Below are 25,617 nucleotides of genomic sequence, written 5' to 3'. Positions count from 1 at the left end.
GCCCGCAGGCATTGCCTCGGGCCGCGATGCGTTGAGGTCAGCGCAACGCGTAATCCAGGACAATCCCGACGAAGATCGCCAGACCGGCCCAATGGTTGTGCAGGAACGCCTTGAAGCAGCGCATCCGGTCGCGATCGCGGGTGTACCAGAACTCCCACGCATAGCACCCGGCAGCCACCAGCAGGCCGAGGTGGAACCACATCCCCAGTTCGAACTTCGACCCGGCCAGCAACAGGCAGCCCAGTGACAGCGCCTGCAAGGTCAGGATGATCACCCGGTCCGCCTCGCCGAACAGGATCGCCGTGGATTTCACGCCGATCTTCAAGTCGTCGTCACGGTCGGTCATCGCGTAATAGGTGTCGTAACCCACGGTCCACAGCAGGTTGGCGATCCACAGCAGCCAGGCCGTCGCCGGCAGCTCACCGGTCTCGGCGGTGAACGCCATCGGCATGCCCCAGGAAAACGCCGCCCCCAGCACTACTTGCGGGTAATAGGTGTAGCGCTTCATGAACGGATAGGTGAACGCCAGCGCCAGGCCGCCCAGCGACAGCCAGATCGTCGCGGCGTTGGTGCACAGCACCAGCAGGAAACTTACGCCCATCAGCAAGGCGAAGAACACCAGCGCCTCTTTCGAGCTGATCCGCCCGGCGGCCAACGGGCGTTCGGCGGTGCGCTTCACATGGCCGTCGACCTTGCGGTCGGCCCAGTCGTTGATCACGCAGCCGCCGGCACGGGTCAGCACCACGCCGAGGACGAAAATCACGATGTTGGCCAGCGAAGGCGAACCTTTGCCGGCAATCCACAGCGCCCAGAGCGTCGGCCACAGCAGCAGATAGATGCCGATCGGCTTGTCCATGCGGGTCAACTGGATGAAGTCCCAGGCGCGCGGGTTCAGGCGATTCAGGGATTTGAGCAGGCTTTGATACATCAGCAGTTCTCCGGACGGGTGCGGACGGCTTCCCACAGCGTAGGCAGGAAAATCTCCGCCACCAGTACGCTCAAGGCACCACGGTCGAAACGCGAACGACGACCCCACAGACCGATGGCCCGGGAATCCTCGGGCAGCCAGTGTTCCGGGTAATGGCAGACTTCTATGGCGCGGCGCTGAAACGCGTGATCGCAGAACAACAGTTCGCCCAGTGAGCGGCTGCCCAACTCATCCATATGCAGTCCGTCGCCCTGCAAGGCGCTGCGCGAGGCCACGCTGCGGGCGAACACCCAGGCCTCACCATGACCGCGCAGATACACCTCGCGTACCCAGCCTTCGCTGCCTTCGGCCAGGTCCAGCGCCGCGCATTCGTCGTCGCGCAGGGTCTGCCAGCCTTCGAACAGCGGCGTGACGCTGAAACCATCATCGGACAGGCGGGTCAGGCGGCGGGTCAGGGAGCCTTCGTCGAACAGCCAGTCGAGCGTGGACGTGTCGGGGAGGGGTGTCAGGTGGCTTTGCGGGCGCCACAGCGGGGCGTTTTTGAGTTGCACAATGAGTCATTATTGGCAGCAAATGAGGCGGCGAGCTTACCATGGCGCACCGCGAATTTGATTGATCCGGGCCGCCATTGCGCCGAACAGGCTTGCATCTGGCCGGTACCATCAGTACAAAACGCCCTGAGCCGGATGGCAGTGCTGCACCATCGACCGTCCGCGCCGGCTAAAGCCTGAATCCTGAGGAAGTACCTGAATGAAAAAGTGGCAATGTGTGGTCTGCGGCCTGATCTATAACGAAGCCGACGGCTGGCCGGATGACGGCATTGCGCCGGGCACCCTGTGGCAGGACGTGCCTGAAGACTGGCTGTGCCCGGACTGCGGCGTCGGCAAGATGGACTTCGAAATGATCGAAATCAACTGAGAAAATACTGAGGAGTAGGGCATGAGCGCACCTGTCGTAATCGTTGGCACCGGGCTTGCGGGTTACAACCTGGCCCGCGAGTTTCGCAAACTCGATGGCGAAACCCCGCTGCTGCTGATTACCGCCGATGACGGTCGTTCCTACTCCAAGCCGATGCTCTCCACCGGCTTCGGCAAGAACAAGGACGCCGACGGCCTGAGCATGGCCGAACCGGGCGCCATGGCCGAGCAGTTGAAAGCCGAGATCCGCACCCACACCCGTATCAGCGGCATCGACCCGGGCCACAAGCGGCTGTGGATCGGCGAGGAAGCGGTGAGTTATCGCGACCTTATCCTTGCCTGGGGCGCGGAAACCGTGCGTGTGCCGATTGAAGGCGATGCCGGGGATCTGGTGTTCCCGATCAACGATCTCGAGGACTACGCACGTTTTCGCGCGGCGGCGGCGGGCAAGCGTCGGGTGTTGCTGCTTGGTGCCGGCCTGATCGGCTGCGAGTTCGCCAACGACCTGATCCTCGGCGGCTACGAAGTGCAACTGGTTGCGCCGTGCGAGCAGGTGATGCCGACCCTGTTGCATCCGTCCGCTGCCGCAGCGGTGCAGTCCGGGCTGGAAAGCCTTGGCGCGCGCTTCCACCTCGGCCCGGTACTGACCCGTTTGCAGAAAGTCGCGGATGGACTCGAAGCCCACCTGTCCGACGGTCAGGTCATCCCGTGCGATGTAGTGGTGTCAGCCATTGGCCTGCGCCCGCGAATCGATCTGGCGGCGGCTGCCGGCATCCAGACCAACCGCGGTGTGGTGGTCGACCGCCATCTGCAAACCTCTCACGCCAATATTTACGCTCTGGGCGACTGCGCCGAGGTCGACGGGCTGAATCTTCTGTACGTCATGCCCCTCATGAGTTGTGCGCGAGCGCTGGCACAGACCCTGGCCGGCAACCCGACCGTGGTGAACTACGGACCGATGCCGATCACCGTGAAAACCCCGGTCTGCCCGTTGGTGGTTTCGCCGCCGCCACGGGGCCGCGAAGGCGTCTGGACCGTCGAAGGGCAGGGCGCCGACGTCAAGGCGCTGTGTCACGACGCGCAAGGGCAATTGCTCGGTTACGCCCTGACTGGCGCGGCGGTGATGGAAAAACTCGCGCTGAACAAACAGCTTCCGGCCTTGCTGGCGTAAATACCGGTCGTTCTGTCGGAATCACCCCGCTTTTGCCCCCACAAAGGTCGCGGGGAGACTGGCGCCGCCCTTATCCGCGTGCCATTCTCACTCCCGTCTGCCGCAGAGTAGAGCCTGCGGCGCCTTGGGCGCTGTTCCAACGAGAGCAGCACGGACATAACAACAAAAAACCGACTCAAAGGGGCTTCACTAATGCGTAAACCAGAACTCGCCGCTGCAATCGCTGAAAAAGCGGATCTGACCAAAGAGCAGGCCAACCGCGTTCTCAATGCTGTCCTCGAAGAAATCACCGGCGCCCTGCACCGCAAGGACAGCGTCACGCTCGTCGGCTTCGGCACCTTCCTGCAACGCCATCGCGGTGCCCGCACCGGTAAAAACCCGCAAACCGGTGAACCCGTCAAAATCAAGGCCAGCAACACTGTTGCGTTCAAGCCGGGCAAGTCGTTGAAAGACAGCGTCAATCCATAATTGCGGCGCATCCCTGAATAGCGGGGAGAACCGTAATAAAAAATGGGCACACCGATTGCGGTCGGGTGCCCATTTTTTGTGTCTGGAGAGTCCCGAGGCCGCAGGTTCTCTTCTGGCCTTCATTCATGAATCGCTTTGTCTTGATATGCATACTTTATCGGCCACTATCTTTGCTATTGTCTAATTATCTAGGCAGTGTTGATATTGCACATGTTGTAGATATTGCTGAAACCCAATGCCTTTGAATTGAGGCATAAGGTTCGTTTCATCAGTTAGCGACCAGATTTACGTACGCAGGGTTGATGTTGGCTTTCGTGCAGGTCGATCCTTCAGCAATGTCTAGTATTGAATACACACACTTCGTGATTTGCACATTCGCTCCAGGAATTCAGACACTATGCGCCTCCAAGCCATGACCGACGATGCGATTGCCAGTGCCATTGGTGCCCGGCTCCAGGAATTGCGCCTGAAGAAAAATCTCAGCCAGGAGCATGTCGCCAGGGAGGCCGGCATCAGCCGCCAGACACTGATCAATCTTCTCCATGGCAAAGGCACCCTGGTGAATCTGCTGGCCGTGCTGCGTGTCATCGGCGAGCTGGAAAGAGCAGCCTCGCTCGTGGAGCCCGTTCGACCGAGCCCGTTGCAGGTGATCAAGATGGCCGGAACCCGGCGTATGCGGGCAACCGGCACGCGGGCGGTGGGCAAGGCCTCGGCGGGGAGTGCAGGCGAGCCAGTGCCCGGCAGCGAAGTCAAAAAGGAGGTTGATTGGTGATTACGGCAAAGGTCTATCTCTTCGAGCGGTTTGTCGGGGGGCTGCTCTGGGATGAAGGAACCCAGCTGGGTTTGTTCGAATACGATCCTGAATTCGTCAAGACCGGTATCGAAATCTCGCCCATCCATATGCCATTGGCCGCCAATCAGACATATGCCTTCCCCGGCCTGAACCGGGAAACCTACAAAGGCCTTCCGGCCATCCTGGCGGACTCTCTGCCGGATGATTTCGGTAACGCACTGATCGACGCCTGGCTCGCTAAGGAGGGCCGTGACAAAGCGACGTTCACCCCGGTTGAAAGGATCCTGTATCAGGGCTCGCGCGGAATGGGCGGGCTCGAATACCGGCCCGCTCTCAGCGGTTCTGTAAATGCCAGCGAACGGATCCAGATTGATGCGCTGGTAGAGCTCGCCAGCGAAGTGCTCTCGCAACGGGAAAGTCTGGCCGATCGCCTCGCCCATCACGACACCGAGGTCGATGACGAGGCACTGAAGCGTTTGATCCAGGTCGGTACCAGCGCTGGCGGTGCCCGGGCCAAAGCGGTTATCGCGATGAATGCGGCTGGCGAGATCCGTTCGGGGCAAGTCAGGGCGCCAAAAGGTTTTTCCTACTGGCTGCTGAAGTTCGACGTTGCCAAGAACACCGACGTCCTGGCCGACTCGCAAGGCTTCGGCCGCGTGGAGTTCGCCTATTCGCTCATGGCCAAGGCTGCCGGCATTACCATGAGCCCGTGTGAATTGCTGGAAGAGGGTGGCCGCGCGCACTTTCTGACCAAACGCTTTGATCGTACCGATGGCGGAGAGAAGATCCACATGGCCACTCTGTGTGCCATGGATCATGCCGACTACAAACAGCCGGGCGGCTACTCCTACGAGGAGGCGTTCGGGGTCATGCGGGTTCTTGGTTTGCCGCGCCGTGACGCCGTAGAGTATTTCCGCCGCATGGTTTTCAACGTGGTGGGCCGCAATCAGGATGACCACACCAAGAACACCAGCTTCCTGATGGATCGGGCAGGCACCTGGTCTCTTTCCCCGGCCTATGACGTTTCCTGGTCGTACCAGCCGGGCAGCTTTTGGGTGGCTAGCCACCAGATGACGATCAACGGCAAGCGCGACAACTTCGAACTCGCGGACCTCGAGGCGGTAGCCAGACAGATCCGGGGCATCGACGCGCTGGCGATCATCAAGGAGGTTTGCGCTGCTGTTAAGCGCTGGCGCGAAATAGCCGGGTCCGTTGGCGTTGCGCCGCGATTGATCGATGAGATCGAGAAGACGCATCGTCTCTATCTCGGTGAAACACTCGCCTGATTAGGCAGAAACGAAGTACCAATCTTTAATCTGGTCATCGGATTTACCAAGAGCCATATGGAATCCCGAACATTTCGATATAGGCTTTGGACTCCGGTGAAAGAGGTAGCGCGTAGCGTCCTCCATTTTTCCCTTGATACGGCCCCTGCTTGACGATGCTCCCTTCAACCCGAGCAATCTCGACAGGCTTGAGACAAGGCCCACGCTGCCAAACCTTGGCAATGCCGCCGGGCGCCAATCCAATAGTTACGCGATCGCGGTAATCCGTGATCCATTTGCCATCCAGTCTGCAGTACGCCTTTTCCGGTTTATGCATGATTTCCCGCGCAGATTCGGGAATCACAATGTAGGCCTCATAGGTTTGAGGCTCAGCCAGTGATTGCCATCGCACATAGATCAAGCGGGGAAGATCGGCACCAGTGACGTCACGTCCGCCGCCACTACCGGGGCTGTCAGGCCAGCCTGCGGGCTTGCCCTTGTTGTCGGCGGGTGTGTTCACCGAGGCAATCCCGGCTCCGGCGCGTTTGAACACACGTTCACGGATATCCACCACGTCGGCCGTTTCAATCCAGACCTCCATGTAGGCAGGTGCTCCGAAGCCGAGGTACCAGGGCCGTTTGGTGATCGGTTGTGCATGACTTTGAGTGCAAAGCACCAACAGCAATCCGAAGACGAACCCCGTGTGTATTTTGACGGGCCGAGTGAATTTATTCATGGGGGTGCACCACTCGTTGTTTGTTCTTTGTTGGGCGGTTGATAAAAACAACGCTCCAGTCGCTGTTGTTGAAATCTTTGGCTGCGTTCCAGTGCGCGGATAGGTGGATATAGCGACTGCGTAACGACAATGAACGGTCGCACCATTGACTGAAGGGGATGTGATGCCTTACCAGCTCCCGAAGGGGATGCCGTATTTTTCGATGTAGGTTTTGGACGCGTCTTTGAGAGGTCGATGTTGACCTCCGGATTTACCGTCATAGGGGCCTTTGGGATTGATAGTTCCTTCGACTCGGGTAATTTCTACTGGCTTCAAGCACGGCCCCCTCAGCCACACCTTGGCAATTCCCCCGGGCGCCAAGCCAATAGTTACGCGGTCGCGGTAATCCGTGATCCATTTACCATCCAGTCTGCAGTACGCCTTTTCCGGTTTGTGCATGATTTCCCGCGCAGATTCGGGAATCACAATGTAGGCCTCATAGGTTTGAGGCTCTGCCAAGGATTGCCAACGCACATAGATCAAACGGGGGAGATCGGCTCCGGTGACGTGACGCCCCGAGCCGCTACCGGGGTTTTCTGGCCAGCCCGCAGGCTTGCCCTTGTTGTCGGCTGGGGTGTTTACCGAGACAATCCCGGCGCCGGCGCGTTTGAACACACGTTCACGTATATCCACCACGTCTGCCGTTTCAATCCAGACCTCCATGTAGGCAGGTGCTCCGAAGCCGAGGTACCAGGGCCGTTTGGTGATTGGTTGTGCGTGGCTTTGACTGCAAAGTACCAACAGCAATCCGAAGACGAATCCCGTGTTTTTTTTGATGGATCGAGTGAATTTATTCATGGGGGTGTATCACTCGTTGTTTGTCTTTTGTCGGTCGGTTTATGAAAACAATGCTTATGTCGCTGTTGTTGAAATCTTTGGCTGCGTTCCAGTGCGCAGAAAGATGGATATAGCGACTGCGTAACAAAGCCCGTTCTTTGATGGTCAGTCCCTCAACGGATGAATTTCCAAGCGCATAAGCCTCAAGCTTGGTGTGGATCGGGATCAGTTCCTCAGGCAGCGAAAGTTTTGAATCGTTTTTGTCAATCGCTTCAAATGGCACACCATGTCTGACCCCCAGCTCACGCATGATGCGTAAATACACCAGCGACAACTCACCGTGTACCGGGCGTTCAATCATGGCCGCAGCATAAATCCGCTTCTGGGGATCCGGTGTGGATCTGCCCCTTTCCAATCGTTGAATTACAGGGGTCTCCCAGAGTGCAACCCGCAGTTGATTGCCTGGAGCGTCATCTTCGATGACGCCTTTCGTATACCAGGCAAACGCCTCCTTTTCGGCAGCGACATAAGCTGCGCTACGGGTCGCTTCGTGGCTTCGGCTGATGGTGCTGGTGACCGGACTGCTCAACAGAAGTTTCTCCCTGGCTCTGGGCAGATAACCACCTCCCAGATCCGAGTGGGCGCCGGGTAATACCAGATCAATCTCACCCAGGCTGTTAAGGGCAAAGTTCTCGCGATATTCATCACGAGCCACCAGGTGCACCACTTTGCTGGCGCAACCTTCCGGCAGCTTCAAGTCCAGCCCGGGATTTCTGCTGTTAGCGCCTGTGAAGTCGAGCAACCATGGATTGGTGATTGCCGCGACGGTATCAAACAGACCAATGAAATTGATGCCGATACAGGATTGTGGATCCCAGTCAAAGCTACTTGCTAAAGACGGAGAGCCCGCTGGCAGCGCCTTTGCAAGAATGCTGCGCTTGCCTTTGAGCACTTCGTTTGCGAAGTGCCGTGCAGCGGCGGCGCCTCGACTGAAGCCGAAAATATCGAACTCGATTTTTTCTATTAGCGCGTTGGGGTTGCTATCAATCAGTGATCGAATTTGCTCCATTATTTTTTCCGGGCTCTGCTCCACACGAGCCAGGACACCCGTTTCGCCTCGGCCGGTTGCCTGGGTGTAAAGTGAATCGCCTCCATCAGCTGTCGTACCAATGCCTTCGATGTATACGCGCAAGAAAGCCTGTTTCGTTTTCTCCGGCAGTACCTCGAACGCATGGTCCGTATACAGCTCATGCAACCGCACGATATTGCTCACATCATTGCCATAACTGTTATCCGGCGAGTTGCCATTCCCGTCGTACCCATGGGCGGCGCAGTGCTTCTGGATCTCTTCGGCAGCCTCCGCCAGATTGGCATCTGGCGCATAGCAAGCCGCGACCGTTTCGCTGTTGGCCTTGTTGTTCCCCGTTCCATCGAAAAACACGCCAATCCTCAACGTAATTCCGGCGGCCGCTTCATCCTCCAGCTCGACTTCTTCTTCCTCTTCTTCGAGCTCGCTTTCCTCTGGGGAGGGTTGCGAGGCGTTCGTCTGTCCCGCTGCCGGATTGCCTGTGGCCTGCGACACAAAACGCTTGGCAGATTCATCCCTGGATACCTCGCCACCCATCACAATCTCGGTACTGCTGAAGATCCCGCCCTCGTCGATCACGATGTGATGACCGCCCGCTTTCAGCGTGATGCTGGCGCCCGCATCCAGCACCACATTGGCACCGGCCTTGATCTGCACGTGCTGTCCTGCCTCGACGGCAATGACCTTGCCGACAGATGTCTGGCTGCTGCCCTGGATGCTTTCCCGTCGATCGCGTCCGACCTCCAGTCGACTGTCATGGAGGATCTGCCGCTCCATGTCGCGTTGGGCGCGCAGGTAAATCAGTTCCTGGCCGGCGCGGTCTTCTAGCGTCAATTCGTTGTAGCCGCCGGTGTCGGGTGAGCTGCGACTGCGCAGCACGGTGCGGGTTTTGTGCTCGGGCAATATGTAAGGCGCGGGTGTGAGTTTGTTGATCACGCAACCGGTAATCAGTGGTTGATCGGGGTCGCCCTCCAGAAAGGTCACCACGACTTCCATTCCGATGCGGGGAAGGGTCATTGCGCCAAAACCGTTTCCGGCCCAGTTCGACGACACTCGTACCCAACAACTGCTGCGCTCGCTGTTCAGCTCGGCCCGGTCCCAGTGGAATTCGATCTTCACGCGACCGAACTCATCGCAGTAGATCTCTTCACCTTTTGGCCCGGTTACCCGAGCCGTCTGGCTCACCAACGGTGGCCGGCGCGCAGGCAGTGGAGGGCGGAAAACCACTTCGGCAGGTATGGCGCGGAAGCTGTTGCGGTATCCCTGGGTAAAACCGTCTGCAGTAGTGGATTCGTTTGTAGCGTGCTCCTCCAGAACTTGAGGTTGTCGCCCGGTGTGCGTGACTTCGAGTAATTGCCACAGCCCGTTGCATTGCTTGCGGGGATGTTCGGTCAATTCGAACAGGTGGCCACAGCGCAGGGTTGGCTGGTTGCTCTGACCCTCGGCCGTTTCATAATCGGCGCGATGGCGTTCCAGGGCCTGACGGGCAAGTTGTTTGCCGCGTTTTTCGTTCTCCATCGCCAGCGGGTAGCGATAGTCCTCAAGTCCGGGTGTGAAATCGGCGACAAATCGGCTTTCAAGCAACAGGTGCGGGCGCTTCAGGTCGTAGTCCCGACGGGTGACGCGGCTGGTACGTGTTCGGGCGTGCCAGGAAAACCGGTGGACCACCGGGTGCTCCGCCACCATCGCGCTGTCGTGCCGGTAGGTTGTTGCGTGTAATGTCGGCAGGAACACCGTGTCATCGGTGAACACCAGCAAGTGCCTCTCCACCGAGTGCTGGTGATGCCATGTGATGCCGTCTTCGGCGCACAGGCGCTGGATGAACTCGAAATCGCTTTCACCGTACTGGGTGCAGTACGCGCGTGGTGGCAAGGTCTGGACATGGAACCTGAAAGCATCGGCAAGGATGCCGTGACGTTTGAGCAATTGGGTGATGATTTGCGGGACAGTCTGGTTCTGGAAAATCTGTTGATCGTGACTGAACTGCAAATAGTGGAGGACTGGAACCAGTGTCAGGCCATAGTGCGACAGGCGCTTTCCCGACTCGCCGGCCTGTACATCCTCGATGTACCCGTGAATACCCTCGCCATCCAGTCCGAAGCGCAGGAACGCCGGCTGACCAAGCAAACCTTCCACGTCGAAATCATGAACCTCGCAGACGAGTCCTACCTTAATGGCATAAAGCGTGCTGACGGCCTCGGAACCCTCGAAAGCCAACACCTTGAAGTCGTTGCGAACGGCGGGAATCTGCAGCGTAAAGCACGCAGAACTGACAGCTCCAGACATACGCTTGTCCTTAAGCAGAGAGGGAAATTTGGCGTGATGTCGAAACCCTCCCTGGTCAGCGCACGCGAGCATTGCCCGGCACGCTAACAAGGCGTGAAACAAATTTATGTAAGAAGAGTCCCTGGTTTAAGTCGGAACATTCCGCGTTGTAAAACAGCGCCAGGGTTGTGGGAAATGCCTGTGGGAAAGTGATTCAAGGCGATAAGGAAACCCTGCGATAGTCCTGTCTGTGTAGGTATTCCAACAATATTCAACATATGAATTGCCATCAATTTGATGGCACTTTTATTGTTTGCAGTTGTCGCCAGTCATTTGTTAATAGATGAGCGTGTATTTTCGGAAGCGTCCTACTTCAAATTTTTTCCGTTTTTGTCATGCTTTCATCCGTATTTATGGAACGGGCGTGCCACCACTGTTGCTGGCTTTCACTGGGCGCTCTAGATCAATGCTTACGGGGAAGCAGGCCGAAAATGTGAAATATAAACCGATATCAGGGAAACCCCTGCGACATATAGGGCGATCTCCTACACACCCCAATGAACAGTTCGTCTTGTTGTTTAATCGGATGCTTGCTAGTGGCCATCATTGTGATTACGATGCGCGCACTTGAAAGAGCACACACTCAATTGGATGAGTTTCCCCAATGCTCTTCGATACTGTCCCCGCGCCGCTGCAACTCCAATAGGCGTACGACCGTAATCCAAATAAAGGCCATGGATGTCCTACTCAAGCAAACTTTCCGCCCATTACCTCGAACTCGCTAAAGTCTCTGTTTCCAAAGAGAATTTTGCGGGCGAAGACGTTCGTTTCTCGAGCGAATTCGAGGCGCTGGAAAGCGAGCTGGCCAAAGCTTCGTCGATGCACGAAAGCGGGCAGGTCGACTGGCTGAAAATCCGCGAAAACAGCGAAAACCTGCTGCGCACCCAATCCAAGGATCTACGTGTCGGCGCCTGGCTGACCTGGTCGCTGTACCAGCGTGAATCCTTCCCCGGGCTGCTCGCCGGCCTCGGTTTGCTGCACCACTTGTCGGAAAATAACTGGGCCGACGTTCACCCGCTCAAGCCCCGTACCCGGGCCGCTGCCATTGGCTGGCTGGTGCCGCGTCTGGAACAGGTGATCACCGAGAACATCGCGATCAAGGAACAGCTGCCGATGTTCAGGCAGTTGTCCGAGCACCTGTCCGGTCTCGACGCCGCCTGCACCGAGCATCTGGGCGATGATGCGCCGCTGTTGCTGCCGCTCTCCCGCCGCCTGAAAACCATGATCCAGCGCGCCGCCGACAACCAGCCGGCCCCCGGCGTCGTGGGTGCGGCGGTGGCACAGGTCAAACAGGCCGCCAGCCAGTTGCTGGCGCCGGGCGCGCCGATCGACAACGAGAAAGAAGCCCACAAGGCCCTGCGCGCCCAGCAGGAAAGCGCCCGCCCGCTGTGCGCCTGGTGGCTCAAGCAGAAGGCCACCGACCTGCGCGCCCTGCGCCTCAACCGCACCTTGCTGTGGATGACGATCGATGCGGTGCCCGAGCGCAACGCCGAGCAGATCACCGTGCTGCGCGGGCTTCCGGTGGACAAGCTCAAGCAGTATCAGGACCGTTTTGACCAAGGCAAGTACGCCGACCTGCTGGTGGAACTGGAGGCGAGCCTGGCGAAGGCGCCGTTCTGGTTCGATGGCCAGAGGATGGTCTGGGAATGCCTCCAGAACCTCAACGCCGAGCTGGCCATGCGCGAAGTGGAAATCCACTTCGCGCTTTTGATTCAGCGCCTGCCCGGCATCATCGAGCTGCGTTTCCATGACGGCGCGCCGTTCGCCGATCCGTCCACCCGGGCGTGGATCGCCGGCAACGTCATGCCGCACCTGCAAAGCGCCAGCGCGCCGCGCAAGGCCGAAACCGAGAACGTCGAAACCCAGCCGGCCTGGGAAAAGGCCCTGGAAGAAGTCCAGCCGATCCTGCGCAAGGAAGGCCTCAAGCCGGCGGTGCAGATCCTCAAGCAAGGATTGCAGTCCGCCCATGGCGGCCGCGAACGCTTCTTCTGGCAGTTCGCCCTCGCGCGGCTGTGCTTCCTGGCCAAGAAATACGAACTCGCCAAGAACCAGCTCGAAACCCTCGATCAGACATTACAGGACTCAGGCCTGCACGCCTGGGAGCCCGATCTTGCATTGGAAGTGCTGCACCTGCTGCACAGTTGCTGCGAGTTGCTGCCGCAGAACCATGCCGTACGTGAACGCAAGGAAGAGATTTATCGCAGGCTGTGCCACCTCGACCTCGAAGTGGTACTCGAATAGGCCCCAGGGCCACAACCGCAAGGAGAAAAGCCATGGCCAAAGAAGGCTCGGTAGCCCCCAAGGAACGCATCAACGTCACCTTCAAACCCGCCACCGGCGGTGCTCAGGAAGAGATTGAACTGCCGCTGAAGCTGCTGGCAATCGGTGACTACACCCACCGCAAGGACGATCGCAAGATCGAGGATCGCAAGCCGATCAGCATCGACAAGATGACCTTCGACGAAGTGCTGGCCAAGCAAGAGCTGGGTCTGACGCTGAGCGTGCCGAACCGTCTGCAGGAAGATGGCGAGGCCGACGAGCTGGCCGTGCAACTGCGCGTCAACTCCATGAAGGACTTCAACCCGGCCAGCCTGGTCGAGCAAGTGCCTGAGCTGAAAAAACTGATGGAACTGCGCGATGCGCTGGTGGCCCTCAAAGGCCCGCTGGGTAACGCACCTGCGTTCCGTAAAGCCATCGAAGGCGTGCTCGCCGACGACGAATCCCGCGGTCGCGTACTCGGTGAGCTGGGCCTGAACGCCGCAGCCCCGGACGCCTGAGCCCACAGCAGCCAAGGAAGCCAACACAATGAGCACTAGCGCAGCACAACAGAACGCCGCCGAAAACGGCGAATACAGCATTCTCGACAGCATCATCGCCGAAACCCGCCTGACGCCGGACGACGAAGCCTACGACATCGCCAAGCGCGGTGTGTCGGCGTTCATCGAAGAGCTGCTCAAGCCGCAGAACAACGGTGAGCCGGTCAAGAAAGCCATGGTTGACCGCATGATCGCCGAGATCGATGCCAAGCTCAGCCGTCAGATGGACGAAATCCTGCACCACCCGGACTTCCAGGCGCTGGAATCGTCGTGGCGTGGCCTGCAACTGCTGGTCGACCGCACCAACTTCCGCGAAAACATCAAGATCGAAATCCTCAACGTCTCCAAGGACGACCTGCTGGACGACTTCGAAGACTCGCCGGAAGTAATGCAATCGGGCCTGTACAAGCACATCTACACCGCTGAATACGGCCAGTTCGGTGGTCAGCCGGTTGGCGCGATCATCGCCAACTACTACCTGTCCCCAAGCTCGCCGGACGTGAAACTGATGCAGTACGTGGCCAGCGTATCCTGCATGTCCCACGCGCCGTTCATCGCTGCTGCCGGCCCGAAATTCTTCGGTCTGGAAAGCTTCACCGGCCTGCCGGACCTGAAGGATCTGAAAGATCACTTCGAAGGCCCGCAATTCACCAAATGGCAGAGCTTCCGTACCTCGGAAGACTCCCGCTACGTTGGCCTGACCGTTCCGCGTTTCCTGCTGCGTAACCCGTACGATCCGGAAGAGAACCCGGTCAAATCGTTCGTATACAAGGAAAACGTTGCCAACAGCCACGAGCACTACCTGTGGGGCAACACCGCTTACGCGTTCGGCACCAAGCTGACCGACAGCTTCGCCAAATTCCGCTGGTGCCCGAACATCATCGGCCCACAGAGCGGCGGCGCCGTTGAAGACCTGCCTCTGCACCACTTCGAAAGCATGGGCGAAATCGAAACCAAGATTCCTACCGAGGTTCTGGTTTCCGACCGTCGTGAATACGAACTGGCCGAGGAAGGCTTCATCTCCCTGACCATGCGTAAAGGCTCCGACAACGCGGCGTTCTTCTCCGCAAGCTCCGTGCAGAAGCCGAAGTTCTTCGGCATCAGCGCAGAAGGCAAGGCTGCAGAGCTGAACTACAAGCTCGGCACCCAACTGCCGTACATGATGATCGTCAACCGCCTGGCTCACTACCTGAAAGTGCTGCAGCGCGAGCAACTCGGTTCGTGGAAAGAGCGTACCGACCTCGAGCTGGAACTGAACAAGTGGATCCGCCAGTACGTGGCCGACCAGGAAAACCCGAGCGCCGAAGTACGTGGCCGTCGTCCGCTGCGCGCTGCGCAAGTGATCGTCAGCGACGTTGAAGGCGAGCCGGGCTGGTACCGCGTCAGCCTGAACGTGCGTCCGCACTTCAAGTACATGGGTGCCGATTTCACCCTGTCGCTGGTTGGCAAGCTGGACAAAGAGTAAGAGCGACTCATGGACGGATACGGCAGCCTTTTCGAACGCCTCAACGGCGACGCGGAACTACGCAAGGGCAAGAGCCTCGAGGCTTCTGCCATGGCGTCGGTGGCTGCCCATCTGGCCAAAATGCTCAGCACCCGGGCCGGCAGCGTGCAAACGCTGTCCGACTACGGGTTGCCCGATCTCAATGACATGCGCCTGAGCCTGCACGACTCCCTGAGTCAGGCCCGCCTGGCCATCGAAAGCTTCATCGAAGCCTACGAACCGCGCCTGAGCAACGTGCGTGTCATTTCCCTGCCGCGAGACCACGACCAGCTCCGCCTGGCCTTCAGCATCGAAGGCCTGCTGGAAGTCGAGGGCTTCAAGCGTCAGGTCAGTTTCGCCGCGCGCCTGGATGGCAGCGGTCAAGTGAAGGTCACCTAAGGAGAACCCCGATGTCTGGCAAACCTGCAGCACGCGTATCCGACCCCACCGCTTGCCCGCTCCCCGGCCACGGCACCAACCCGATTGCCGCCGGCTCCGGCGACGTGTTCTTCGACGGCCTCGCGGCCGCCCGCGAAGGCGATGCCTCCGCGTGTGGTGGTGCGTTGGTCGGCGATCTGGCGACCACGGTTCTGATCAATGGCAAGCCGGCCGCCACCGTTGGTTCGGTTGGTTCTCACGGCAATAAAGTCACCGCTGGATCAGGGACGGTGATTATCGGCAATTCGCATTCGCCGGCGCCGTTTGTGCCGCCGTTGCCGGTGGAGATTCAGTGGCCGTTCAACGAGCACTTCGTAATCAATTGTCAGGACAGCGGGAAACCATTGGCCGGCGTTGCATACACGCTGAAAACCGCTTCAGGAAAAATCATCGATGGCGTTACCGGTGCCGATGGAAAGACCCAGAAAATTTCTTCGGATCAAGCTGAAGCCCTGGAGTTGGTGATTGAGCAGCAAACAGAAGTAATGATCGCCTGAACGCCAGGCTGGTTTCTGGAAATGAACTTTTGATTCTGGTGTGAGTTGAGGATTCTGAAATGGCAGACACAGTAGTGGCATCTAGTTTGACTCCGGCGAGCAATAAAACTGGAAAGTCTACCGTTGTGCGTCTTTTCAAAGTGAGCGATATCCCAGCTGCAATGGATAAGATGAAGTGGCCCGTGGCTGCAGCATTGATGCGTCATTGGTTTAAAGGTGAACCCTGGAAAAATGCCAGTGGCGGAATGGAGAAAGAGGAGAAAGAACACACCCGGCCAATGCCTGAGCAATATATCGAGGAAGATATAGTCAAGATGGACTGGGTGCTTAAGTTCAAGAAGCCCAGTGATACTCGACAAGTGTTGAAAGGGGCGTGGAATAACGACAAAGCCATGCCTGAAATCAAGACAAATATCTTGCGGGCGTTTGGCAAGTCCGGGCCTGGTTGTTATCCAGTAAAGTTCAATGGCAAGGGGCGTGCAGCCGAGAAGTTTGGCTACTTCAACTCACGCGCCGTTAAGTTCAGTCAGATGGGTGGCGGTGAGCTGGACGAGCTGCGTGGGGCATTGGCAAATTTCAACATGCGTGTTATCGCCGAAGGCGTTGTAAACGTCTTTGACAAAAAAATCGTGTTTGTTGCAGACCGCTTGGGTTATTACGTCGAAGACAACTATGACTTTAATGACGGTGACGACTTCATCAGTCAGCCGCTCGGGTTCTGGAATTTCGATGGAGTCGCCGGAGTCATCGAGGCCAACGCGCAGAATATGGCCATTGATCAAGAAACCTCAGGGATTGTGCAGTCTTCCCTCTTTGGAATGAGTGACGCGTCAGAGAAGCGGTTTGTGGAATTGGCAAACAAGCGATTTTTCTTCATTCAAAACAAACATTTTGTGGAATACAGAAAGCTTCATGCCAAAGGTGGGGACTTCAAACTTTTTTCCGATATTTTTTACGAAAGTATCGCTCCTGTTTCCATTGAGCTGGTGAAGAGTTGATGAAAGTCAGAAGAGGTGCATGGGTACTCTTTTTCCTGATTGTTGCGATCAGTGTTTTTGTTATTTCCTTGAAAAGTGTACTTGAGCGCGGAGCCAGTAGTTCTGTACTTAGTGAGTCAGGGAATTATCTTATTGAAAATGTTTCCGCCAGAGGTCCTCTCGTACCTTTTGATGACCTGGCTTACTTGAGAGTTACCGACAAAAGAGATTCGAATACGGTATTTCGTTCTCCTTTGTATGACCGTAGCTCTGTGGATATGCGCTCTCACGAAGACGCCGGGGTTGTGGGAATTGTCTGGATTGATTTCTACAAACGTGATCAGCACTTCGGCATTCGCATGCCGGAATGGAAAACACATTGGCTCAATCGTTTTATCAGCAATACCCCTTATGAAGTCATTGGGAATGATTGAACTCAGCGTTCGATATAAAGCACTGTTTTTTTCATGAGTTCCACTACCAGGCAGGTAACCCGTGTCCTTTAACCACTACTACCAAAGCGAACTCACCGCACTGCGTCAACTGGGCCGCCGTTTCGCCGAGCGTAGTCCGGCGCTGGCGCCGTTCCTGGGGCAGGCCGGGCGGGATCCGGATGTGGAGCGGTTGCTGGAAGGCTTTGCGTTTCTGACCGGGCGGCTGCGCCAGAAGCTCGATGACGAGTTGCCGGAGCTCAGCCATTCCCTGATGCAGTTGCTGTGGCCGAACTACATGCGGCCGCTGCCGGCGTTCAGCATTCTGCAGTTCGATCCGCTCAAGCGTTCGGGGCCGGCGCTGAAGGTCGAGCGGGATACGCCGATTGAAAGCGTGCCGATCGAAGACGTGCGCTGCCGCTTCCGCACCTGCTACCCGACCGAAGTCATGGCGCTGGATCTGGCCGCGCTGAACTACTCGGTGAAGGGCGACGGCTCGCTGCTCAGCCTGCGCCTGGAGATGAGTGCCGACGGCCACCTCGGCGAGCTGGAACTGAGCAAGCTGCGCCTGCACTTTGCCGGCGAGCGTTACATCAGCCAGATGCTCTACCTGAGCCTGCTGCGTAACCTCGACGGTATCGAACTGATCCCCCTCGACGGCGCCGGCAAGCCGATTGATGGCGTGAGCGGCAAGCCGATGGCGTTCAAGATTCCGGGTGACCGGGTCAAACCGGTGGGCTTTGCCGAAGAAGAAGCGTTGATCCCATATCCGCTGAACACCTTCCGGGGCTATCGCTATCTGCAGGAGTACTTCGCCTTCCAGGACAAGTTCCTGTTCGTCGATGTCCACGGTCTGGACATTCTCAAGGCGCTGCCGGAAGACACCCTCAAGCAGATGCGCGGCCTGGAATTGCGCTTCGACATCCGCAAGAGCGGCATCATGCGCATGCGTCCGACGACGGATAACGTGAAGCTGTTCTGCACGCCGATCGTCAACCTGTTCAAGCACGACGCACTGCCGATCCGCCTCGACGGCAAGCAGGACGAGTACCTGCTGCTGCCGGCGGAATTCGATCTGGAAAACTGCGGCGTGTTCTCGGTGGAAACCGTAACCGGCTGGAAACCCGGCGGCCTCGGTTATCAGGAATACGTGCCGTTCGAATCCTTCGAGCACGACCCGAGTTTCGACGTGCCCAACAGCCGTCCGCATTACAGCATCCGCCAGCGTTCGTCGCTGTTGCACGACGGCCTCGACACCTACCTGAGCTTCGGCATTCGCCACACCGAAGCCCACGAAACCCTGTCGATCGAGCTGGTCTGCACCAACCAGAACCTGCCGCGCAAGCTCAAGCTCGGGCAGATCTGCATGGCCTGCGAAGAGACCCCGGAGTTCCTGAGTTTCCGCAACATCACCCCGGCCACTTCGAGTTTCGCGCCACCGCTGAACCGTGACTTCCTGTGGAAGCTGATCAGCAACATGTCGCTCAACTATCTGTCGCTGGCCGACGTCAATGCGTTGAAGGTGATTCTCGAAACCTACGACCTGCCGCGCTACTACGACCAGCACGCGGAGAAGGTCAGCAAGCGCCTGCTCGGCGGTCTGAAACTGATCAAGCATCACCACGTCGACCGGCTGCACCGTGGCTTGCCGGTGCGCGGTCTGCGCACCGAACTGACCATCGACCCGGAAGGGTATATCGGTGAGGGCGACCTGTTCGTCTTCGCCTCGGTTCTCAACGAGTTTTTCGCGCTTTACGCCAGTCTCAATTCATTCCACGAGCTGCGGGTAAAAAGCACACAGGGAGAGGTGTACCAATGGACACCACGTATGGGCCTGCAGCCCCTGCTTTAAGCGGGCTGGCGAAGGTAATACGCGAGTACTCGCTGTTTCAGGCCGTGCTGCTGGTGATCGACCGGCTGCGCGAGGCGCACCCGTACCTGAGCGAAGAGGATCTGTACGACCAGGTGGAATTTCAGGCCAACCCGAGCCTTGGATTTCCGCGCAGCGATGTCGATCGCGTGGAGTTTTTCGAAGAGCACGGGCAGATGCGCGCGCGCCTGCGCTTCAATCTGATCGGCCTGGTCGGTTCCGGTTCGCCGCTGCCGGCGTTCTACGGCGAACAAGCCCTGGGCGACAGCGAAGACGGCAACCCGACGCGCAATTTCCTCGATCTGTTCCACCATCGCCTGCAACGGCTGATGCTGCCGATCTGGCGCAAATACCGCTATCGCGCGAGCTTTCAGAGCGGCGCGGTCGACCCGTTTTCGTCGCAGCTGTTTGCGCTGATCGGCCTCGGTGGCGACGAGATCCGCCGGGCCAAGGAGCTGAACTGGAAACGCCTGCTGCCGTACCTCGGCCTGCTCAGCTTGCGGGCCCACTCGGCGGCGCTGATCGAAGCGGTGCTGCGTTACTACTTCAAGCACGAAGACCTGGTCATCGAGCAGTGCATCGAGCGCCGCGTGGAAATCCTCGAAGAACAGCGCAACCGCCTCGGCTTCGCCAACAGCGTGCTGGGTGAAGACCTGGTGCTGGGCGAACACGTGCGCGACCGCAGCGGCAAGTTCCGCATTCACATCACCGAACTCGACTGGGAACGCTTCCACGAATTCCTGCCCATCGGTTTCGGTTACCAGCCGCTCTGCGCGCTGGTGCGGTTCACCTTGCGTGACCCGCTCGATTACGACATTCGCCTGGTGCTGCGCCCGGAAGAAATCCGCGAACTGCGCATTGGCGAGAAGAACGACTGTCGCCTGGGTTGGACCAGTTGGCTGGGCTGCGAGAAAGCAGACGGCGTGGTGACCCTGGGCAGCAAAATTCATTAAGGACGTGAGCCATGATCAACGTAGACCTGCAACAACTCATCCAGGCGCTGGACGCCGAAACCCGTCGCGATCTGGAGCGTTCCGCCGAGCGCTGCGTCGCCCGTGGCGGCAGCAAGATTCTGGTCGAAGACCTGATGCTGGGCCTGCTGGAACGCCCGAACGGTCTGCTCTCCCGTGCGCTGCAGGATGCCGACGTTGATGCCGGCGAACTGAGCGCCGCGCTGCAATCGCGGGTCGAGCACAGCGCTTCGCGCAACCCGGTGTTCGCTCCTGAGCTGGTGCAGTGGCTGCAAGACGCTCTGCTGGTGGCCAACCTTGAACTGGGCCAGACCTCGGTCGAAGACGCGGCGCTGATCCTCGCGCTGCTGCGCAACCCGATGCGCTACGCCGGCAGCCGCTACCAGCCGTTGCTCGCCAAACTGAACATTGATCGCCTGAAGGAATTTGCCCTGTCGCAACAGCCTCAAGCGGCAGCCAACGGCAAACCGGCCGCCCAGGGCGAATCGCTGCTGGAGCGCTTCACCCACAACCTGACCCAACAGGCCCGCGACGGCAAACTCGACCCGGTGCTGTGCCGCGATGGCGCGATCCGCCAGATGGTCGACATCCTCGCCCGTCGCCGCAAGAACAACCCGATCGTGGTCGGTGAGGCCGGCGTCGGTAAAACCGCCATCGTCGAAGGCCTGGCCTCGCGCATCGCCGCCGGTGAAGTGCCGCAGGTCTTGAAAGGCGTTGAACTGTTGTCGCTGGACATGGGCCTGTTGCAGGCCGGCGCCAGCGTCAAAGGTGAATTCGAGCGTCGTCTGAAAGGCGTGATCGACGAGGTCAAAGCCTCGCCGAAACCGATCATCCTGTTCATCGACGAAGCCCATACCCTGATCGGCGCGGGCGGCAATGCCGGCGGTTCCGACGCGGCCAACCTGCTGAAGCCGGCGCTGGCCCGTGGCGAACTGCGCACCATCGCCGCCACCACCTGGGCCGAGTACAAGAAATACTTCGAGAAAGACCCGGCGCTGGCCCGTCGTTTCCAGCCGGTTCAGTTGCACGAACCGACCGTGAACGAGGCGGTGACCATCCTGCGCGGCCTGGCTCAGGTCTACGAGAAGAGCCACGGCATCTACCTGCGCGATGACGCGGTGGTCTCGGCAGCCGAGCTGTCCGCCCGTTACCTGGCCGGTCGCCAACTGCCGGACAAGGCCGTCGATGTGCTCGACACCGCCTGCGCCCGCGTGCGCATCAGCCTCGCCGCCGCCCCGGAAAGCCTGGAGCGCCTGCGTGGTGAACTGGCTGAAGGTGGCCGTCAGCGTCAGGCCCTGCGCCGCGATGCCGAAGCCGGTCTGCTGATCGACCACGAAGCGCTGGAGGCACTGGAAGCGCGTCTGGACGAAGCCGAAACAGAGATGGTCGCACTGGAAACCCTGTGGACCGAGCAGAAACAACTGGCCGAGCGCCTGCTGGAGCTGCGTCAGCAACTGGCCAAAGCCCGTGAAGCGGCGGCAGTCGAGCCGGTGGTCACCGTTGAGGAAGACGCCGAAGGCACGGTGATCGAAACCGTTGCCGCTGAGATTGAAGAAGGCCAAAGCGTCGAAGCACTGGAAGCGCAACTCAACGAAACCCACAGCGCCCTGACCGCCGCTCAGGTCAAGGAGCGTCTGGTCAGCTTCGAAGTCTGCCCGCGTCTGGTGGCCGAAGTGATCAGCGCCTGGACCGGCGTGCCGTTGGCGCAACTGGCCCGCGAGCACAACGCCAAAGTCGCAAGCTTCGCCACCGACCTGCGCACCCGCATCCGTGGCCAGGAACAAGCCGTGCACGCGCTGGATCGCTCGATGCGCGCCACCGCTGCCGGCCTGAACAAGCCTGACGCACCGGTCGGCGTGTTCCTGTTGGTGGGCCCGAGCGGCGTTGGCAAGACCGAAACCGCATTGGCGCTCGCCGACCTGCTGTACGGCGGCGACCGCTTCATCACCACCATCAACATGTCCGAGTTCCAGGAGAAGCACACTGTTTCCCGCCTGATCGGTGCACCGCCAGGCTACGTCGGTTACGGCGAGGGCGGCATGCTCACCGAAGCGGTGCGGCAGAAGCCGTACTCGGTGGTGCTGCTCGATGAAGTCGAGAAGGCTGATCCGGACGTGCTCAACCTGTTCTACCAAATCTTCGACAAGGGCGTGGCCAACGACGGCGAAGGTCGCGAGATCGACTTCCGCAACACGTTGATCCTGATGACCTCGAACCTGGGCAGCGACAAGATCAGCGACCTCTGCGAAGACGGCGCGCGCCCGACCGCCGAAGTACTGGAAGAAACCATTCGCCCGGTGCTCAGCAAACACTTCAAACCGGCGCTGCTGGCGCGGATGAAAGTGGTGCCGTACTACCCGGTGGGCGGCCCAGTGCTGCGCGAGCTGATCGAGATCAAGCTCGGTCGTCTGGGCGAGCGCCTGAACCGTCGTCAGCTGGATTTCAGCTGGTGCCAGAACCTCGTCGATCACCTGTCCGAGCGCTGCACCCAGAGCGAAAGCGGTGCGCGTCTGATCGACCACTTGCTCGACCAGCACGTGCTGCCGCTGGTGGCCGACCGCTTGCTCGACGCCATGGCCACCGGTGAAAGCCTCAAGCGTGTGCATGCGACGCTCGATGGTGAAGCCAGCGTGACCTGCGAGTTCGCCTGAGGTGAGTGTGATGTTCACTCAAGTGCCGCAGCCACTGCTCTATGCCGAAGCGTTGCTGGCGCAGTTCGCCAGCCTGTCGCGTTCGGCGGACGGTGCTGCGCTGCTGGGTGACTTCGTGCGCGGTGTGGCCGGGTTGAGTGGCTGCGAACTGGCGCAATTGTATCTGCTCGATGCCACCCACACGTGCCTGGGGATGAACGCCGAGTGCCTCGACGGTTTGTTGCAACCGCGTGGTGCGGCGAGCCTGCCGGCGGACTACAACGGCGAGCAGTTGCTGCAGTTCGCCCTGTGCCAGAACCGCGTGGTGTGCCTCGACGACCTGGGCGGCAGCCTGCACGAAACCAGTTTCCTGCCGGCGTCGGCCACGCCGTGGCAGTCGCTGTTGTGCGTGCCGCTGGTCAATCAGCAGAAGGCCGTCGAGGGTCTGTTGCTGTGCGCCAGCCGTCGTCATACCGATCTGGAAGGCTTCGCCGATTCCCTCGGTCAACTCGGCTCGTTCGTGCTCGGCCAGTTGCATCTGCTGCAACGCCTGCGCCAACCGGTGGACACCGTTGCACCGGCGGTTCGCAGCGTGCCGAGCATCAGCGGCTACGGCCTGATCGGCAAAAGCGCGGCCATGCGCCAGACCTATTCGCTGATCAGCAAGGTCTTGCACAGCCCGTACACCGTACTGTTGCGTGGCGAAACCGGCACCGGCAAGGAAGTGGTAGCCCGCGCGATTCACGATTGCGGGCCGCGCCGGTCCCAGGCGTTCATCGTGCAGAACTGCGCGGCGTTCCCGGAAAACCTGCTGGAAAGCGAGCTGTTCGGCTACCGCAAAGGTGCGTTCACCGGCGCCGACCGCGACCGCGCCGGGCTGTTCGACGCGGCCAACGGCGGCACGCTGTTGCTCGATGAAATCGGCGACATGCCGCTGTCGCTGCAATCGAAATTGCTGCGCGTGTTGCAGGAAGGCGAGATCCGCCCGCTGGGTTCCAACGACACCCACAAGATTGACGTGCGCATCATCGCCGCGACGCACCGCGATCTGTCGGTACTGGTCAGCGAAGGCAAATTCCGCGAGGACCTGTATTACCGCCTCGCGCAATTCCCGATTGTCCTGCCGGCCTTGCGTCAACGCGAAGGCGACATCCTCGATCTGGCGAAGCATTTCGCCGAGAAGGCCTGTGCCTATTTGCAGCGGGACCCGGTGCGCTGGTCCGATTCGGCGCTCGAGCACCTGTCCGGTTACACCTTTCCCGGCAACGTCCGTGAACTCAAGGCGCTGGTCGAGCGCGCCGTGTTGCTGTGCGAAGGCGGCGAGCTGCTGGCCGAGCATTTTGCCCTGCGCATGGAACCGATGCTCGAGGACGACAGCAGCCTGAACCTGCGCGAACGCCTGGAGAAAGTCGAGCGCACGTTGCTGCTCGATTGCCTGCGCAAGAACGACGGCAACCAGACCCTCGCGGCCCGCGAACTGGGCCTGCCCCGGCGCACGCTGCTGTATCGGCTCGGCCGTTTGAACATCAATCTGGGTGACTTCGATGGGTAGGCAAAAGTCCGTCGGTTTCACCTCGTCCGCTTCTATCAGCGCCGCCCGAAAGGGTCGGCGCTTTGTGCTTTGTCTACACCTGGAGACCCTCTGATGTCTGTTCGTCACTGGCACGCTGTCCTGCTGACCCTCGTCGTTCTATGCGGCCTCGGCGGCTGTAGCGGCAATTACAAATTCAACGATAACGATTACCGCCCACTGGGTGATCCGCAGGCGGTCAATCGCGGCAAGTGACCGCAAGGAGCATCAAACATGGAATTGGTTTTCGAAATGCTGAACACCAAGCAGTTCGTGCCCACCGAGCTGTGCCAGCGGACCTTCAAACAGGCCGGCGGCGTGATCGGGCGGGGCGAGGACTGCGACTGGATCATCCCTGACCGCAAGCGTCACTTGTCCAACCACCACGCGATCGTGAGTTATCGCGAGGGCACGTTCTTCCTGACCGACACCAGCAGCAACGGTGTTCAGGACGGCGACAGCGGCGCACGTCTGCACAAGGGCGAACCGGTGCGCATCGAGCACGGCAGCACCTACGTGCTGGGCGACTTCGAGATCCGTGCGCGACTGGTGCGCGACCCGGCGACGTTCGACGGTGAAGCGGGCCTGCCTCGGGCCGCCGGCACCATCATTCCGGACGATGCGTTCCTCGACCTCGACCCGCTGAAATCGCTGGAGCAGCAAGAGCGCGTGTACTCGGAATTCGAGGAAATGCTCGCGCCGACCACCGACCCGGAAGATTCCCGTCAGCGTGCCGACTACGCGCGCATCGACATGGAAAGCCTGATGGTGCCGGAGCTGATCGTCGAGCCCAAGCCAGAACCTGCGCCGGCTCCGAAAGAAGTCGAGCGTCAGCCACAGGGTTTCTGGGATCACTTCGGTGCGGCACTGGGTGTCGATCTGAAAGGCCTGAGCCATGACGAGCGCGAGGCGCTTGCGGTCAACGCTGCACGCCTGCTGCGTCAGAGCATCGGCGGTCTGCAACAGAGCCTGCGCACCCGTTCGGAGCTTAAGAACGAACTGCGTCTGGCCCAGACCACCGTGCAAGGCACCAACAAGAATCCGCTGAAATTCGCCGTCGATCCGAGCGAAGCGCTGGACATCCTGTTGCAGCCGCACAAGCCGGGTCACTTGCCGGCCGAACAGGCGATCTCCCGAGCATTCCGCGACTTGCAGGCGCATCAGGTGGCGCTGCTGACCGCCAGCCGTGCGGCGGTGCGCGGCACCCTGGAACACTTCTCGCCGGAACAGTTGACCCTGCGTTTCGAGCGCGATAACAAGCCGTTGCTCGCGACTTCCGGTGGCCGCTGGAGAGCGTTCAACCGCTACCACCACGCGCTGCGTCAGGACGATGACTGGAGCGAGCGCCTGCTGGCCCGCGATTTCGCCCAGGCCTACGAAGAACAGATCCGCCTGATCTCCACCCTCCACACCGACCACCAAGGATGA

Annotated in this window: 23 protein-coding genes; 18 read left to right on the top strand and 5 right to left on the bottom strand. The window is 59.6% G+C overall.

The window, feature by feature from the left end; genetic code table 11:
* Window positions 1-37 precede the first annotated feature (37 nt).
* Together ubiA and M5B98_RS08270 are read right to left on the bottom strand one after the other, a co-directional pair.
* Window positions 38-928 carry a 4-hydroxybenzoate octaprenyltransferase gene (ubiA, locus tag M5B98_RS08275; protein WP_096817178.1) on the bottom strand — a complete coding sequence of 297 codons (891 nt, stop codon included), beginning with the start codon at window positions 926-928 and terminating at the stop codon, window positions 38-40.
* A complete protein-coding gene (locus tag M5B98_RS08270) occupies window positions 928-1,479 on the bottom strand; it encodes a chorismate--pyruvate lyase family protein (RefSeq protein WP_248742415.1) in 552 nt (183 codons plus the stop codon). The genes ubiA and M5B98_RS08270 overlap by 1 nt, the downstream gene beginning before the upstream one ends.
* 199 nt (window positions 1,480-1,678) lie before the next feature.
* Here M5B98_RS08270 and M5B98_RS08265 point away from each other — a divergent pair, with 199 nt between their 5' ends.
* The 5 genes from M5B98_RS08265 to M5B98_RS08245 all read left to right on the top strand — a co-directional run bounded on the left by M5B98_RS08265 (window position 1,679) and on the right by M5B98_RS08245 (window position 5,563).
* Window positions 1,679-1,846, top strand: coding sequence for a rubredoxin (locus M5B98_RS08265; RefSeq protein ID WP_007954349.1), 168 nt, complete (start codon window positions 1,679-1,681; stop codon window positions 1,844-1,846).
* A 21-nt stretch (window positions 1,847-1,867) separates the two neighbouring features.
* Window positions 1,868-3,016 carry an NAD(P)/FAD-dependent oxidoreductase gene (locus M5B98_RS08260; protein WP_248742414.1) on the top strand — a complete coding sequence of 383 codons (1,149 nt, stop codon included), beginning with the start codon at window positions 1,868-1,870 and terminating at the stop codon, window positions 3,014-3,016.
* 192 nt (window positions 3,017-3,208) lie between these two features.
* Window positions 3,209-3,484, top strand: coding sequence for an HU family DNA-binding protein (locus tag M5B98_RS08255; RefSeq protein WP_003213368.1), 276 nt, complete (start codon window positions 3,209-3,211; stop codon window positions 3,482-3,484).
* A gap of 397 nt (window positions 3,485-3,881) precedes the next feature.
* Complete coding sequence (locus M5B98_RS08250; RefSeq protein WP_248742413.1) at window positions 3,882-4,256, top strand: helix-turn-helix transcriptional regulator; 375 nt, start codon at window positions 3,882-3,884, stop codon at window positions 4,254-4,256.
* Window positions 4,250-5,563: a type II toxin-antitoxin system HipA family toxin gene (locus tag M5B98_RS08245; RefSeq protein ID WP_263859868.1), complete on the top strand. Its 1,314-nt coding sequence runs from the start codon at window positions 4,250-4,252 to the stop codon at window positions 5,561-5,563. Before M5B98_RS08250 ends, M5B98_RS08245 begins: the two co-directional genes overlap by 7 nt.
* Window positions 5,564-5,606: 43 nt before the next feature.
* On the opposite strand, the gene M5B98_RS08240 is transcribed toward M5B98_RS08245, so the two are convergent.
* The 3 genes from M5B98_RS08240 to tssI form a co-directional block, all read right to left on the bottom strand.
* Window positions 5,607-6,278 (bottom strand): DUF2931 family protein, encoded by a 672-nt coding sequence (locus tag M5B98_RS08240; protein WP_248742411.1) that lies wholly within the window; start codon window positions 6,276-6,278, stop codon window positions 5,607-5,609.
* Window positions 6,279-6,446: 168 nt separating this feature from the next.
* Window positions 6,447-7,115, bottom strand: coding sequence for a DUF2931 family protein (locus M5B98_RS08235; protein ID WP_248742410.1), 669 nt, complete (start codon window positions 7,113-7,115; stop codon window positions 6,447-6,449).
* Window positions 7,108-10,467: a type VI secretion system tip protein TssI/VgrG gene (tssI, locus tag M5B98_RS08230; protein WP_248742409.1), complete on the bottom strand. Its 3,360-nt coding sequence runs from the start codon at window positions 10,465-10,467 to the stop codon at window positions 7,108-7,110. Before tssI ends, M5B98_RS08235 begins: the two co-directional genes overlap by 8 nt.
* A gap of 717 nt (window positions 10,468-11,184) precedes the next feature.
* On the opposite strand from tssI, the gene tssA reads away from it, so the two are divergent.
* From tssA to tagH, 13 genes are all read left to right on the top strand, one after another.
* A complete protein-coding gene (gene tssA / locus M5B98_RS08225; RefSeq protein WP_114886386.1) occupies window positions 11,185-12,747 on the top strand; it encodes a type VI secretion system protein TssA in 1,563 nt (520 codons plus the stop codon).
* A gap of 32 nt (window positions 12,748-12,779) precedes the next feature.
* On the top strand, window positions 12,780-13,283 hold the full coding sequence (gene tssB, locus M5B98_RS08220; protein WP_003229587.1) for a type VI secretion system contractile sheath small subunit: 504 nt from the start codon (window positions 12,780-12,782) through the stop codon (window positions 13,281-13,283).
* 28 nt (window positions 13,284-13,311) lie between these two features.
* Complete coding sequence (gene tssC, locus M5B98_RS08215; protein WP_085708829.1) at window positions 13,312-14,787, top strand: type VI secretion system contractile sheath large subunit; 1,476 nt, start codon at window positions 13,312-13,314, stop codon at window positions 14,785-14,787.
* 9 nt (window positions 14,788-14,796) lie between these two features.
* Entirely contained in the window at window positions 14,797-15,204 is a 408-nt protein-coding gene (tssE, locus tag M5B98_RS08210; RefSeq protein ID WP_102688426.1) for a type VI secretion system baseplate subunit TssE, read from the top strand.
* 11 nt (window positions 15,205-15,215) lie between these two features.
* Window positions 15,216-15,740, top strand: a complete 525-nt coding sequence (locus tag M5B98_RS08205; protein WP_248742408.1) for a PAAR domain-containing protein — start codon at window positions 15,216-15,218, stop codon at window positions 15,738-15,740.
* A 59-nt stretch (window positions 15,741-15,799) separates the two neighbouring features.
* A complete protein-coding gene (locus M5B98_RS08200; RefSeq protein ID WP_248742407.1) occupies window positions 15,800-16,738 on the top strand; it encodes a DUF6402 family protein in 939 nt (312 codons plus the stop codon).
* On the top strand, window positions 16,738-17,151 hold the full coding sequence (locus M5B98_RS08195; RefSeq protein ID WP_248742406.1) for a hypothetical protein: 414 nt from the start codon (window positions 16,738-16,740) through the stop codon (window positions 17,149-17,151). The genes M5B98_RS08200 and M5B98_RS08195 overlap by 1 nt, the downstream gene beginning before the upstream one ends.
* 61 nt (window positions 17,152-17,212) lie before the next feature.
* Window positions 17,213-19,000, top strand: coding sequence for a type VI secretion system baseplate subunit TssF (tssF, locus tag M5B98_RS08190; protein ID WP_007954380.1), 1,788 nt, complete (start codon window positions 17,213-17,215; stop codon window positions 18,998-19,000).
* On the top strand, window positions 18,964-19,971 hold the full coding sequence (gene tssG / locus M5B98_RS08185; RefSeq protein WP_248742405.1) for a type VI secretion system baseplate subunit TssG: 1,008 nt from the start codon (window positions 18,964-18,966) through the stop codon (window positions 19,969-19,971). Before tssF ends, tssG begins: the two co-directional genes overlap by 37 nt.
* 11 nt (window positions 19,972-19,982) lie before the next feature.
* A complete protein-coding gene (tssH, locus tag M5B98_RS08180) occupies window positions 19,983-22,640 on the top strand; it encodes a type VI secretion system ATPase TssH (protein WP_248742404.1) in 2,658 nt (885 codons plus the stop codon).
* 10 nt (window positions 22,641-22,650) lie between these two features.
* Window positions 22,651-24,171, top strand: coding sequence for a sigma-54 interaction domain-containing protein (locus tag M5B98_RS08175; RefSeq protein WP_248742403.1), 1,521 nt, complete (start codon window positions 22,651-22,653; stop codon window positions 24,169-24,171).
* A gap of 93 nt (window positions 24,172-24,264) precedes the next feature.
* On the top strand, window positions 24,265-24,405 hold the full coding sequence (locus M5B98_RS08170) for a hypothetical protein (RefSeq protein ID WP_003229566.1): 141 nt from the start codon (window positions 24,265-24,267) through the stop codon (window positions 24,403-24,405).
* Window positions 24,406-24,423: 18 nt separating this feature from the next.
* The gene (gene tagH / locus M5B98_RS08165) at window positions 24,424-25,617 is read left to right on the top strand and encodes a type VI secretion system-associated FHA domain protein TagH (RefSeq protein WP_085708836.1); all 1,194 of its coding nucleotides are present in this window, start codon (window positions 24,424-24,426) and stop codon (window positions 25,615-25,617) included.

Source organism: Pseudomonas sp. MWU12-3088 (assembly GCF_023242405.1).
In the GTDB taxonomy this organism is placed as follows: Bacteria; Pseudomonadota; Gammaproteobacteria; order Pseudomonadales; family Pseudomonadaceae; genus Aquipseudomonas; species Aquipseudomonas kribbensis.
The sequence above is the reverse complement of the archived record's forward strand: the minus strand, read 5'-3'. Positions and strand labels throughout refer to the sequence as shown.

Bases quoted from the DNA above. Each gene is read 5' to 3' on its own strand.
- M5B98_RS08260 (WP_248742414.1), top strand. From the start codon at position 1,868: ATGAGCGCACCTGTCGTAATCGTTGGCACCGGGCTTGCGGGTTACAAC.
- M5B98_RS08265 (WP_007954349.1), top strand. From the start codon at position 1,679: ATGAAAAAGTGGCAATGTGTGGTCTGCGGCCTGATCTATAACGAAGCC.
- tssB (WP_003229587.1), top strand. From the start codon at position 12,780: ATGGCCAAAGAAGGCTCGGTAGCCCCCAAGGAACGCATCAACGTCACC.
- M5B98_RS08175 (WP_248742403.1), top strand. From the start codon at position 22,651: ATGTTCACTCAAGTGCCGCAGCCACTGCTCTATGCCGAAGCGTTGCTG.
- M5B98_RS08170 (WP_003229566.1), top strand. From the start codon at position 24,265: ATGTCTGTTCGTCACTGGCACGCTGTCCTGCTGACCCTCGTCGTTCTA.
- M5B98_RS08200 (WP_248742407.1), top strand. From the start codon at position 15,800: ATGGCAGACACAGTAGTGGCATCTAGTTTGACTCCGGCGAGCAATAAA.
- M5B98_RS08240 (WP_248742411.1), bottom strand. From the start codon at position 6,278: ATGAATAAATTCACTCGGCCCGTCAAAATACACACGGGGTTCGTCTTC.
- M5B98_RS08255 (WP_003213368.1), top strand. From the start codon at position 3,209: ATGCGTAAACCAGAACTCGCCGCTGCAATCGCTGAAAAAGCGGATCTG.
- tssE (WP_102688426.1), top strand. From the start codon at position 14,797: ATGGACGGATACGGCAGCCTTTTCGAACGCCTCAACGGCGACGCGGAA.
- M5B98_RS08205 (WP_248742408.1), top strand. From the start codon at position 15,216: ATGTCTGGCAAACCTGCAGCACGCGTATCCGACCCCACCGCTTGCCCG.
- tssI (WP_248742409.1), bottom strand. From the start codon at position 10,467: ATGTCTGGAGCTGTCAGTTCTGCGTGCTTTACGCTGCAGATTCCCGCC.
- tagH (WP_085708836.1), top strand. From the start codon at position 24,424: ATGGAATTGGTTTTCGAAATGCTGAACACCAAGCAGTTCGTGCCCACC.
- tssH (WP_248742404.1), top strand. From the start codon at position 19,983: ATGATCAACGTAGACCTGCAACAACTCATCCAGGCGCTGGACGCCGAA.
- M5B98_RS08235 (WP_248742410.1), bottom strand. From the start codon at position 7,115: ATGAATAAATTCACTCGATCCATCAAAAAAAACACGGGATTCGTCTTC.
- tssG (WP_248742405.1), top strand. From the start codon at position 18,964: ATGGACACCACGTATGGGCCTGCAGCCCCTGCTTTAAGCGGGCTGGCG.
- tssA (WP_114886386.1), top strand. From the start codon at position 11,185: ATGTCCTACTCAAGCAAACTTTCCGCCCATTACCTCGAACTCGCTAAA.
- M5B98_RS08250 (WP_248742413.1), top strand. From the start codon at position 3,882: ATGCGCCTCCAAGCCATGACCGACGATGCGATTGCCAGTGCCATTGGT.
- ubiA (WP_096817178.1), bottom strand. From the start codon at position 928: ATGTATCAAAGCCTGCTCAAATCCCTGAATCGCCTGAACCCGCGCGCC.
- M5B98_RS08195 (WP_248742406.1), top strand. From the start codon at position 16,738: ATGAAAGTCAGAAGAGGTGCATGGGTACTCTTTTTCCTGATTGTTGCG.
- tssC (WP_085708829.1), top strand. From the start codon at position 13,312: ATGAGCACTAGCGCAGCACAACAGAACGCCGCCGAAAACGGCGAATAC.